Annotated in this window: 11 protein-coding genes; all 11 read left to right on the forward strand. The window is 46.2% G+C overall.

What is annotated here, in order from left to right; translation table 11 throughout:
• A partial coding sequence (locus ABUA34_RS04290) for an AAA family ATPase (protein ID WP_349822890.1) occupies positions 1-1,291 on the forward strand: 1,291 nt, incomplete at its 5' end.
• The gene (locus ABUA34_RS04295; protein ID WP_015534038.1) at positions 1,275-2,042 is read left to right on the forward strand and encodes a hypothetical protein; all 768 of its coding nucleotides are present in this window, start codon (positions 1,275-1,277) and stop codon (positions 2,040-2,042) included. The genes ABUA34_RS04290 and ABUA34_RS04295, both read left to right, overlap by 17 nt.
• 39 nt (positions 2,043-2,081) lie before the next feature.
• Positions 2,082-2,216: a hypothetical protein gene (locus ABUA34_RS04300; protein WP_015534037.1), complete on the forward strand. Its 135-nt coding sequence runs from the start codon at positions 2,082-2,084 to the stop codon at positions 2,214-2,216.
• A 94-nt stretch (positions 2,217-2,310) separates the two neighbouring features.
• On the forward strand, positions 2,311-3,714 hold the full coding sequence (gene trkA, locus ABUA34_RS04305) for a Trk system potassium transporter TrkA (protein WP_055147099.1): 1,404 nt from the start codon (positions 2,311-2,313) through the stop codon (positions 3,712-3,714).
• 23 nt (positions 3,715-3,737) lie between these two features.
• A complete protein-coding gene (locus tag ABUA34_RS04310) occupies positions 3,738-5,237 on the forward strand; it encodes a TrkH family potassium uptake protein (protein WP_349822891.1) in 1,500 nt (499 codons plus the stop codon).
• A 256-nt stretch (positions 5,238-5,493) separates the two neighbouring features.
• The gene (locus ABUA34_RS04315) at positions 5,494-6,204 is read left to right on the forward strand and encodes a response regulator transcription factor (protein WP_015534035.1); all 711 of its coding nucleotides are present in this window, start codon (positions 5,494-5,496) and stop codon (positions 6,202-6,204) included.
• A gap of 1 nt (position 6,205) precedes the next feature.
• Complete coding sequence (locus tag ABUA34_RS04320) at positions 6,206-7,741, forward strand: HAMP domain-containing sensor histidine kinase (RefSeq protein WP_022216934.1); 1,536 nt, start codon at positions 6,206-6,208, stop codon at positions 7,739-7,741.
• Positions 7,742-7,847: 106 nt separating this feature from the next.
• On the forward strand, positions 7,848-8,837 hold the full coding sequence (locus ABUA34_RS04325; RefSeq protein WP_015534033.1) for a 2-hydroxyacid dehydrogenase: 990 nt from the start codon (positions 7,848-7,850) through the stop codon (positions 8,835-8,837).
• A 17-nt stretch (positions 8,838-8,854) separates the two neighbouring features.
• Positions 8,855-9,679 carry a tetratricopeptide repeat protein gene (locus tag ABUA34_RS04330; RefSeq protein WP_238050776.1) on the forward strand — a complete coding sequence of 275 codons (825 nt, stop codon included), beginning with the start codon at positions 8,855-8,857 and terminating at the stop codon, positions 9,677-9,679.
• A 74-nt stretch (positions 9,680-9,753) separates the two neighbouring features.
• Complete coding sequence (locus ABUA34_RS04335; protein WP_015534031.1) at positions 9,754-10,713, forward strand: AAA family ATPase; 960 nt, start codon at positions 9,754-9,756, stop codon at positions 10,711-10,713.
• A gap of 36 nt (positions 10,714-10,749) precedes the next feature.
• Complete coding sequence (locus tag ABUA34_RS04340; protein ID WP_015534030.1) at positions 10,750-11,841, forward strand: DUF58 domain-containing protein; 1,092 nt, start codon at positions 10,750-10,752, stop codon at positions 11,839-11,841.
• The last annotated feature ends 17 nt before the right edge of the window (positions 11,842-11,858 follow it).

The following is an 11,858-nucleotide window of genomic DNA, read 5'->3' on the forward strand; positions in this document are numbered from 1 at the left end:
ACTGAAGCTTCTGATGATTGGAGCTGAGGTTCCGGCGGTGTATGCAGAATGTGTGGCAAAGGGTCAGGAGATGGCCAGACTGGAGTTTACATTTGACCTTCAGTACGAGGACGGACGCATCCGAAAGGTTGTGTACGAATTCCTCATGTCCGCCGTGGAGAATGAGACAAATAACGGATTCAGACAGTACGGAGGAGAGGATCAGAACAGTGGCCAGCCGAGCTACAGAGTCCGCATATCGGGTGAGAAACTGAGTATGTCAGGTGATTTTGAGGGCAGGAAGATGATACTTCAGCCTGTGATTGACACATGCACTGACGACATGCCGTTCGGGCCTGTATCGAAGCAGAAATATTTCATAACAAATGGCAGAAAGTTCGTGGATGAGCTGAATGTGGTGAGAAGACTGGCGCAGGAAAAGTCGGCGTCGTTTATCTTCTCGCTCGGAACTGCAAAGGTGTGCGATGAGTGCGGGTTATACTCTGAGTTTTATCAGGTTATACTGGAGCTGGCGTACTACAGTCAGCTCTATCTTCATGTGGTAGACACGAAATCAACAGGATATATAAGACTCAACTACGGACTTCCGCTATACACACAGAGTGGTAAATTCCTTCTGAAGACGGATGTGCCGAACATCATGCCGGAGATAGTCTTCAGCGAGATAAAGAGCCAGTTTGAGAATATAAACATAGTCCTCAGCCAGATAGTTCCGGGACTTAATGTTGATCTTCACGAGCTGTCGCCTGCCCTCATGAAGGATGGCAGTATGGGACATGTGGTGGAGATAGTGTCCAGCAGAAATGAGACGGACATGAGTGTGTTCCACAATCAGGAGACTGCGCCTGACGGAAGAGTGCACATGCCATTCAGGTACGAGTCCGACGGTATCCGCAAGATCGTGTCGGTGCTCAGTCTGATAATAGATGCGTACAATGAGCAGTCGTGCACGATAGCCATAGACGAGCTGGATGCCGGTGTGTTTGAGTATCTTCTGGGAGAGGTGCTGCAGACGTTCCAGGAGTCTGGCAAGGGGCAGTTTATATTTACATCGCATAATCTCAGACCGTTGGAGGTCATAAGCAAGGATTATATATATTTCACCACGACAAATCCGAGAAATAGGTATATCCGTATGAAGGGAATCGGAAGCAGCAACAATCTCAGAAATACTTATTTCAGGGAGATCGTGGTTGGAGAACAGGACGAGGAGCTGTATAGGAATACGAAGAGGTTCAAGATTGTATCGGCATTCAGAAAGGCAGGTATGGATCATGGGGAAACGACCTAAGAAGAAGATCTTCCTGTTCCTTGTCGAGGGAGTGTCGGACCGGAATGCTCTTGAGGTGCCATTTGGACAGCTTCTTGAGGATATAGATCCTGATATTGTTCTGGAATTTGCCATGCTCATGCAGGATGACGGAAGCTTTGGCGGTGATATAACCTCAAAGAATGGCATACATCCTGACAACATAGAGCGGTTTATAGATGAGATAATGGTCAGTCCTCTGCTAAAGAGGACGGGCCTGTATCCGAAGGACATTGTGGAGATAATTCATTTTGTGGATATGGATGGGGCGTACATAGATGACAATCTGGTCGTGACTGATGGGGGAAATGAAGACAAGCCGGTATACTACCCGGATATCATTGTGACGGCAAATCCGGATCACGTGAAGGAGCGCAATCTCTGCAAGAGTGCGAATCTGGATGTGCTCACTTCGCTGTCATCAATAAAGATAGGAAGTAAAAAGATAAAATACTCCGTATACTATTTTTCGAGCAACCTGGATCATTTCCTGTATCGGGATGCAAATTCAGATGAGCACGGCAAGGTGCGGAGGGCGGCGGAGTTCTCGATGAAGCATGAGACGTCGGGATCGCTGGAGCGTTTTTTTGAGGAGAATGAGACTGTGACTACAGATATGACTTATGGGGAGTCATGGGATTTCATAAAGAGTGGGGAAAATTCTTTGAAGAGGCACACAAATGTGAATCTGCTCATAAAGAGGCTTAAGGCTATTGCGGAAAATCACATATAAAATAAACTCATAACAATAAAACAGGAGACAGAAAAGGCTATGAAGAAGAACAAAGAAGATGACGGAATCTACAGAAAACCCACCAAAGGTTTCAGCAAGAGAACAAATATGATAGTCGGCATAGCATTTGTCATATTTGTGCTGGTGTGTTGCATAATAAGACTGTTCGTGTAAGGTTTCAGTAAAGAAAAGTGGCAGGTGTTGATTTTTATATTTAGCATGCTATACTTGGCTTAGTTAACTGAAGGTAATCAAGGAGGATAAATCCGTGTTTGGTAGCAGATCAAGCAAGAAGACGGGATTGAAGATCATAATAGTGGGCTGTGGAAAGGTTGGCGTGGCCATACTCAAGCAGCTTGCAAATGAGGGACATGATATAACTATCATAGACAAGGATCCCCAGAAGGTCGCAACATACGCAAATCAGTATGATGTTATGGGAATAGTTGGAAACGGAGCAAATCACAGCGTGCAGCTTGAGGCGGGAATACAGAACGCAGATTTGATAGCTGCAGTCACGTCGTCGGATGAGCTCAACATCCTGTGTTGTACCATAGCCAAGCAGGTCGGAGACTGCGCGACCATAGCGAGACTCAGAGACCCGGATTACAGCAAGGAGGCAAGCTATCTCAGGGAGAAGCTTGGACTTACCATGATCATAAACCCTGAGCTTGAGACTGCAATCGAGGTGTCGAGGGTACTGTATCTGCCAACGGCTCTTGAGATAAATTCATTTGCACACGGACAGGCGGAGATGACCAGGATAAAGATCCCGGAGAAGAACGTGCTGGACAACAAGAGCATAGCTGATCTCGGTAAGGATCTTGCAAATAAACAGAAGCCGATAAATATACTTATAGCGGCAGTTGAGAGAGCCGGGGAGTTCTATATCCCTTCCGGTGATTTTGTCCTCAAGGCCGGTGACATCATGTCATGTGTGGGAACACGGCCTATGTCCAGAAAATTCATGGAGCACATAGGCTTCAAGACTGCGAGAGTCAAAAACACCATGATAATCGGTGGAGGAAATGTCGCATATTATTTGGCTGGACAGCTCGTGAACATGGGAATATCCGTCAAGATCATAGAGGAGAACAAGAAGCGCTGTGAGGAGCTTTCAGTCCTTCTGCCGAGGGCGATAATCATAAATGGTGATGGAACGGATCAGGAGACTTTGAACGAGGAGGGCCTTGCGGAGACTGAATCATTTGTGTCCCTGACAGGAATCGACGAGGAGAATATACTTTTGACTCTCCACGCCCGCAAACATTCAAATGCCAAGACGATAACCAAGATAAACAGGAGCAATTTCAGAGAGGTCATAAACAGCCTCGATCTGGGAAGTGTTGTATATCCATGCAGTATAACTGCGGAGTCCATAGTCGCATATGTCCGTGCGAAGAAGAATTCCAACAGTAACAGCATAGAGACACTCTACCACATGTTTGACTCAAGAGCTGAGGCGATAGAGTTCCGTGTGGATGAGAAGTCGGAGGTGACGGATATACCGCTGAAGGATCTCAATCTCAAGAAGAACCTCCTCATAGCATTTATAAATCGAAACGGTTCGATCCTGCTTCCAACAGGTCAGGATTCTATACAGGTTGGAGATACGGCCATGATAGTCACCACTGAGACAGGATTTACGGATATAAGAGATATACTTGCTTAAGGCAGTTTGATTAGGAGAAGATTATGAATAATTCCATGATAGTATTTATACTTGGCCAGATCATAAGACTTGAGGGTCTGCTCATGATCATTCCATGCCTGACATCTCTCATATATCAGGAACATGAAATATTTGCGTTCCTTATAGTCATAATATCATGTCTTGTGATAGGAACGCTTATGACACTTAGAAAACCGGCAAATCAGACCATATATCTCAAAGAGGGATGTGTAGCCACGGCATTCAGTTGGATACTGCTCAGTATATTTGGCTGCATGCCATTTGTCATTTCAGGGGAGATCCCTTCATTCACAAATGCACTGTTTGAGACCATATCGGGATTCACCACAACGGGAGCCAGCATACTGAGCGATGTGGAGAGTATGTCACATGGCATGATGCTGTGGAGATGCTTTACCCACTGGATAGGCGGTATGGGAGTTCTGGTGTTCCTGCTTGCCATCATTCCGATGAACAGTGCGTCCGGTTCAAATATGAACCTGATGAAGGCGGAGAGCCCGGGGCCATCCGTTGGAAAGCTTGTTCCAAGACTCAAGCACACTGCCAGGATATTGTATGTTATCTACTTCGGAATGACGGTTCTGGAGGTCGTTTTCCTTATGTTTGGACATATGTCATTGTTCGATGCTCTGTGTACGGCATTTGGAACAGCCGGAACAGGCGGTTTTGGAATAAAGAACGACAGCTTTGGAAGCTTCTCACCATATATACAGTGGGTTGTAACAGTGTTCATGATATTGTTTGGTGTGAATTTCAACTTTTATTATTTTGTGCTGTTCAGGAACATCCGAAAGGCACTTTCCATGGAGGAGGTCAGGACATATTTCCTCATCATCCTGACATCGGTGGCGATACTGTTTGTAAGTCTGATGAACACCATGTCAAATATGTGGGATGCCCTGCGACATGCGGCCTTCCAGGTGGCATCGATCATCACCACGACGGGTTACGCATCGGCGGATTTTGACCAGTGGTCACAGACCTGTAAGACGGTGCTGGTCATCCTGATGTTTGTCGGAGCTTGTGCGGGAAGCACCGGTGGCGGTATGAAGGTGTCGAGACTCGTGATAATGTTCAAGACCGTTGTCAAGGAGCTGAGTTCGTATTTCCATCCGAAGAATATCAAGAAGATAAACATGGATGGCAAACCGGTGGAGCACGAGGTAGTCAGGGCGGTAAATGTATACTTCATCACGCTGATGGGAATATTTACCCTGTCTGTATTTCTTGTGTCCCTTGAGGGCAGGGATCTGGTGACCAACTTCACTGCGGTGGCATCGTGTCTCAACAATATAGGACCGGGTCTTTCCGAGGTAGGACCTACCAGAAACTTTGGCGGGCTGACGGGATTTACCAAGTATGTTCTGATGTTTGACATGCTTGCGGGACGACTGGAGCTCTTCCCATTGCTGCTCATATTCAATCCTGGCGTGTACAGGGACATGATCATGGGGGCATGGAGAGGCATAAAGCGAAGAAGACAGGAGAGAAGAGCGAACTGATAAATGTTATCATTACAAATGGCGGGCAGGTTATTGACATATGTTGGCAATTTGGATATACTCAGAAACAGTTAGACACACCTAACTATAGCTCTTCCAATCATTTTATAAAGAAAAGGCGGGGACTTCTCACATAGTGAGGGTTCCCGTTTTTTTTATGACTTAAATTTCCTTACAAAGAAGTTTAGAATGGAATAAAGATATGAGTATTTGTTATAATGTACATACATTTGGTGTGGATAAGGAGTAATGCGATATGGAGAACGAAAAAGAATCTGTAAAAGTACTTATAGTGGACGACGAGCAGGACATCAGAACGTTGCTCAATATATATCTCAAGAGACTTGGATACGATGTTGTGGAGGCTGCCGATGGAGTTGAGGCTGTCGAGACCGTGCGTGCGGACAAGGACATCGATCTCATAGTTATGGACATAATGATGCCAAAGCTTTCAGGTACTGAGGCATGCCAGCAGATCAGAGAGTTTTCATCTATCCCAGTCCTCTTCTTGACGGCGAAGACGAAGGAGCCGGATCAGAACGAGGCATACGATGTGGGTGGCGATGATTTCCTGGCAAAGCCATTCACCCAGAGCGAGTTTAACCGCAAGGTGAATGCTCTTATCAGAAGATACAAGGTGTACCGCGGAAAATCAGAGACCGATCCAAAGAATATCTCAGTCGGCAATATAAATATTGACTCATTTAAGAGGATTGTGATCAAGAACGGTGAGGTCATCAAGCTCACCGACAAGGAGTATGCACTTCTGTTCTTCCTGGTGGAGCACAGAGGAAAGCCATGGTCACTCGAGGCACTCTACGAGAATATATGGCAGGAGAAGTATCTTCCTTCATCTTCCAATACGGTCATGGTACACATACTCAGACTCAGACAGAAGATAGAGGACAACTCAGCGCAGCCTGAGATCATTAGGACCATATATGGAAAGGGATATCAGGTAGACTGATATGAAGATGCCATTTAAGCGGACACTCAGGGTAAAGCTGTTTGTGATCATACTGCTTGGGCTAATATTGTCCATATCGGCTTTTTTTGCAGGAACATTTGCACTGAACAGCTACATGAAAAATGTATACATGAGTGACACGAATACACAGAAGAGATCCGCCAGACAGATCCAGAGCTTTGCTTCATATGTGACCAGCCATTCCATAAAGGCTACGGATACGCAGGCACTCAGGGCATGGCAGGAGCAGCACGACAATGTGTACATACTGATTTATAACAACAATGATATAGTATTCGACTCTGACTGGATGATAGAGAAGAAGGGCGCATACAAATATGTCATAACGAATTCGGAGACTGGTGAGATAATCATTCTGTTACAGGACAACTATGGAAATATCAGAAAGATCAAGAGGAAGGCATCCTCGAGCAGCGAATCCCAGAAGAAATCCGATGCGGTGACCGCGGATGAGGGAGCTTACTACGGCAATTCCAGCATGCTGCGAGGAGACCTCAATGAATTTGACTACGATTTCTATCCTGTGCTATTCAAGGATGGAGTGTTTGATGTCTGCATAGTTGACTATTCGGATGATACGATCAAGGATGTCGGAGAGATAGCGATATTTGTCATATGCTGTATCCTGTTCATCGGTGTGATAATAGTCTATTTCGGAAGAGAGATAGGCAGAATGAGACGCCTCACAAATGAGGTCATGGATATCAAGGATGTGGATATCAATGGGCCGATAACAATACACGGTCAGGATGAGATCTGTATGCTGGCGGAGAATGTAGACACCATGAGGCAGACCATTATTGAGCAGCTCAGCAGGGAGCGTGAGGCATGGCAGGCGAACAGTGATCTGGTCACAGCCATGGCCCATGATATAAGAACTCCGCTCACAGTCATGGCGGGATATCTGGAGCTCATGCAGAACAAGGAGTATTCATCCCAGGAGGAGCTTGACGAATACATAAGGATAAGTGCTGAGAAGGCGGAGCAGCTCAGGACGATGTCGGACAAGATGTTCAGATACTTCTATGTATATTCAAAGGGCGGTGATGATCTCAACATGGAGATGTTCCCGGCGGGGCCGTTCCTTGACCAGATGCTTGGAGAGTATGTTGTGCTCCTGGGCGAGAATGGATATCAGTTCGACATTGATATCTCGGACAAGGAAGCCGAAATTTACGTTGATCTTCAGGGTATGAAGAGGATAACCGACAATGTATTTACCAACATCAGAAAGTATTCGGACAAATCAAAAAGCATAGATATAAGGGTATATATAGATCGGAGAAAGGTAAGAATTTATTTCAGAAATTATATAAATCCGGAAAGCAGCAAGGCTGAGAGCACACATATAGGTACTTTGACATGTCAGAAGATGGCGGAGGAGATGAATGGATCATTTACGACCTGCAGAAAGGGCAAGGTGTATGAGGCGACACTCATACTGCCTAACATGTTGGATAACGATGACTCACATGTTCCGACTCAGGGACTTACAGCTATACTGTCACGCAAATAATAAACGGAGATCCTCTGTACACAGTTCAGAGAATCTCCGTTTTTGTACATAGAAAAAAGCAATGCTACACATTATACCGATAGAGGAAAAAACAGGAGGAACAGATATGAATATATTATTTTATGATACAAAGCGTTATGACATGGAGTCGTTCGATGCGATAAAAGATCAGTACGACAAGCTGACCATAGATTATGTGGACACAGATCTGTCGGTGAAGACCGCAAGACTTGCAAAGGGGTATGACGCCATATGTGCATTTGTCAGCTCGGATGTGAGTGCACCCGTTGTGAATGCGCTGAGTGATGCGGGCGTGAAGCTTATACTGATGAGATGCGCGGGCTTCAACAACGTGGATATGGATGCGGCAAAAAAATGCGGTATAACTGTGATGAGGGTTCCGGGCTATTCGCCTGAGGCTGTGGCGGAGCATGCGATGGCACTTGCCATGGCGGTGAACAGGAGACTGCACAAGAGCTATATAAAGGTGAGGGAGAACAACTTCAGTCTGGTCGGACTTACAGGCATGAACTTCTACGGCAAGACAGCCGGTATTGTCGGAACCGGTAAGATCGGGGCTGCCATGGCGAGGATATGTCATGGATTTGGAATGGATGTGATCGCCTACGATATGTATAAGAATCCGGACCTTGATTTTGTCAGATATGTGGAGCTCCCTGAGCTCCTGGCGGGATCTGATCTTATATCGCTTCACTGTCCGCTGACCGACGAGACCTACCATATGATAAATGAAGAGACCATTGGCATGATGAAGGATCACGTGATCCTGGTGAATACCTCCAGAGGTGCACTCATCAAGACCGACGATCTCATAGCTGGGATCAGAAGCAGAAAATTCTTCGGAATCGGGCTGGATGTATACGAGGAGGAGACTCCAAATGTATTTGAGAACAGGGAGGATGACATACTGGAGTCCTCGATCACTGCGAGACTGTTGTCATTTCCAAATGTGATAGTGACGTCTCATCAGGGATTCCTTACAGAGGAGGCACTGGAGGCGATAAGCAGGACCACTCTGGACAATGCCATGGATTTCCTTAATGGGTCTGTAAATGAATCGAATATTGTGTTATGATGTGATGACAGGATATTGTGAGAGAAATTGAGGTTGACTATATGAATATAAATGAGGTTTTTAGCGGGCTTGATAAGCTGTTCGCAGAGAACAGACTGCCGGAGGTGGAGAGATACCTTACCCAGGCACTCAGCGATGCTGAATATGAAAAGGATACTGATTCCATGCTTGCGATATACAATGAGCTTATCGGTTTTCACCGCACCACGGGAGAACACGACAAGGCACTGTATTTTTGCAGGCAGGTCATGAGGCTCGCTCATAAGATGGGGATTGAAGATACAGTTCCATATGGAACCGCTCTCATGAATATTGCAAATGAGAACAGGGCTGCAGGTAACCTGTTGGAAGCCCTGTCCTATTGCAGGAAGGTGTATGACATATATTCGGAGCAGCTCGGTCCATATGATATATTGCTGGCGGGTTATTATAACAACGTGGCGCTCATTTATCAGGAGCTTGGCGATTACGACAAGGCTGTTGATGCACTGGAGCACGCGCTCAGCATCATAGAAAGACATGAGAATGCTGGTACGGAGATTGTTGCCACATATGCCAATCTCGGCGAGAGCCTTCTCAGGGCAGGTCGGCTCAAGGAAGCTCAGGACAAGCTGACGGAGGCGGTGCGCAGATATCAGCTCAAGGGTGTCAGAGGATATCACTACAGTGCTGCGCTGTCTGCTGTTGCAGAGGTGTGGTACAGACAGGAGGACTACCAGCAGGCACTCAAATTTTATCAGCTTGCGGCAGAAGAACTCTACAGTGTCTATGGGGACAATGATACATACAGAGTTATAATGAATAATATAGAGACGGTAAAGGCGAAGCTTCAGCAGCAATGATAACAGGGAGGAAGTGGAAGAGCTTCCTCCCTGTTGCGTATGTAGACAGATAATCTGAAGGATGGGAGAACGAGATGAATTATAATGACAAGGTAATGGACGTTATAGATGAGGTGAAGAAGGTCGTCATAGGCAAGGACGTGTGTATTGCCAAGATAATGGCGGCGATAATCGCAGGCGGTAACATTCTCATGGACGATGTACCGGGAGTCGGCAAGACGACGATGGCTCTTGCGTTTGCAAATGCAATGGGGCTCCAGAACAAGAGAGTCCAGTTTACACCGGATGTCCTTCCGGGAGATATAACGGGATTTACGATGTACGATAAGGCGACAAATCAGTTTGTGTACAGACCGGGTGCTGTTATGTGCAATCTGTTCCTCGCAGATGAGATAAACAGAACATCTCCAAAGACACAGTCGGCACTTCTCGAGGTTATGGAGGAGGGACATGTGACTGTGGATGGAGTGACATATCAGGTTCCGGATCCATTTATAGTAATTGCCACGGAGAACCCTATCGGCAGTGCCGGAACACAGCTTCTTCCTGATTCCCAGCTCGACAGATTTATGGTGTGCCTTAAGCTGGGATATCCATCCATAGAGAGCGAGCTGGATATAGTTAAGGGAAGAACCTCCGCTGATGGCTTTCAGGATGTACAGCCTGTAATAGGTGCGTCTGAGCTGCGGCTTATCAGGGAGGAAGTAAAGCATGTCAAGGTCAGCGATGACGTGTATTCTTATATAGGCCAGCTTGTTGTTGGAACCAGAGAGAATCCAAGCCTTGAGCTAGGAGTGAGTCCAAGAGGAACGATAGCCCTCACCAAGATGGCGAAGAGCTGGGCATATATAAGCGGGAGAGATTTTGTCATACCTGAGGATGTGCAGATGGTGTGGACGGACGTCATAAGACACAGGATAGTCTTAAGTGCCAAGGCAAGGGTGAACCACATAACACAGGAGGCTGTGCTCAAGGACATAATGGAGAGGGTGTACAAACCGTCGGTTAGACGAAGAAGTTCGGCGAAAAAGTAGCATGAGATTTGGAAGCGTGTAGTGGTAGGATGTCGTATGAGACGAGGAATATTGTATATTGTCCTGATAGGGGCATGTGTATATATAGGAATAATCAATAAAGAAAAATCATACTTTTTCGCAGCGGTGATCATGACTGCTGTCATGCTGAGTCTTATAGCCGGGCTGATCGTGCGATACATAAGAACCAGTGTTAAGATGCAGATGAATATACCTGTGGTTGAGAAGAACAGTACATTTTGTCCGGAACTTGCGGTATCTGCCACCGGTGGTCAGGTACCCCATGTGGCAGCGGTGTTCAGTGTTCTTGCTCCGGGTATGAAGAAAAAGAAGAAGAGTACATTTGAACAGATAGATGACAGGTATGGAAAGTGCGTGGGAAAGATGAAGCTGGATGTCAGCGGAAGATACGAGATAAAGGCATCGGGCGTCAGGATATATGATGCTTTCCATATTTTCTCGATCAGGAAAAAGGTTGGTGGAACGGCGTACATTTACGTATTGCCTCAGTGCTATCTCGTTCCGGTGGAGGTCACGAAGAACACAAGAGATTTTGTGACGGACAGTGATGTATATTATTCGGATGTGAGAAGCGATGACTCGACCGAGGTGTATCAGGTGAGAGAGTACAGACCTGGAGACAGGATGACCCGTATCCACTGGAAGTTGTCGGCCAGACAGGATGAGATAATGGTCAGGGATACATCAAAGGCATTGTCGTGTCCGGTCATCATCTGTATGGATCTCGATGGAAGAAACTGCCGTCACTATGGACAGGCAATGTCTGTTGCGCTGGAATCCATGGTATCGGTGAGCTTTTCACTGATAGATGTTAAAGTCCCTCACTTTATAGCGTGGTATGATCCGGAGGAGATGTCCATAACGAGATACCGCATAGTCCGTGAGGAGGATGTGTACGATGCCGCTGCAAGGTTGTCGTATGTGGATGCCAGGACAAATGACAGCTACGATGTGATAGGAATGTACAGAGAGAGATACAGAGGGGAGGATTTCACAAGCTTCATCGACATAGACATGAATGGCAATATAGAGTGTGGAGATGAAAGTTTTCAGGTGGGATTTGAAACCATAAAGGAGGATCTTGCAAAATCCTATATCACGGTGTAGATTCTCCAGGCATCATC

The sequence above is a fragment of the Coprococcus sp. RTP21428st1_C9_RTP21428_210409 genome (assembly GCF_040227395.1).
Lineage (GTDB): Bacteria > Bacillota > Clostridia > Lachnospirales > Lachnospiraceae > Coprococcus > Coprococcus aceti.

What these genes read in the sequence shown, in the direction of transcription:
- ABUA34_RS04300 (WP_015534037.1), top strand. Translation starts at nt 2,082, where the DNA reads ATGAAGAAGAACAAAGAAGATGACGGAATCTACAGAAAACCCACCAAA.
- ABUA34_RS04340 (WP_015534030.1), top strand. Translation starts at nt 10,750, where the DNA reads ATGAGACGAGGAATATTGTATATTGTCCTGATAGGGGCATGTGTATAT.
- ABUA34_RS04320 (WP_022216934.1), top strand. Translation starts at nt 6,206, where the DNA reads ATGAAGATGCCATTTAAGCGGACACTCAGGGTAAAGCTGTTTGTGATC.
- ABUA34_RS04325 (WP_015534033.1), top strand. Translation starts at nt 7,848, where the DNA reads ATGAATATATTATTTTATGATACAAAGCGTTATGACATGGAGTCGTTC.
- ABUA34_RS04295 (WP_015534038.1), top strand. Translation starts at nt 1,275, where the DNA reads ATGGGGAAACGACCTAAGAAGAAGATCTTCCTGTTCCTTGTCGAGGGA.
- ABUA34_RS04335 (WP_015534031.1), top strand. Translation starts at nt 9,754, where the DNA reads ATGAATTATAATGACAAGGTAATGGACGTTATAGATGAGGTGAAGAAG.
- ABUA34_RS04310 (WP_349822891.1), top strand. Translation starts at nt 3,738, where the DNA reads ATGAATAATTCCATGATAGTATTTATACTTGGCCAGATCATAAGACTT.
- ABUA34_RS04315 (WP_015534035.1), top strand. Translation starts at nt 5,494, where the DNA reads ATGGAGAACGAAAAAGAATCTGTAAAAGTACTTATAGTGGACGACGAG.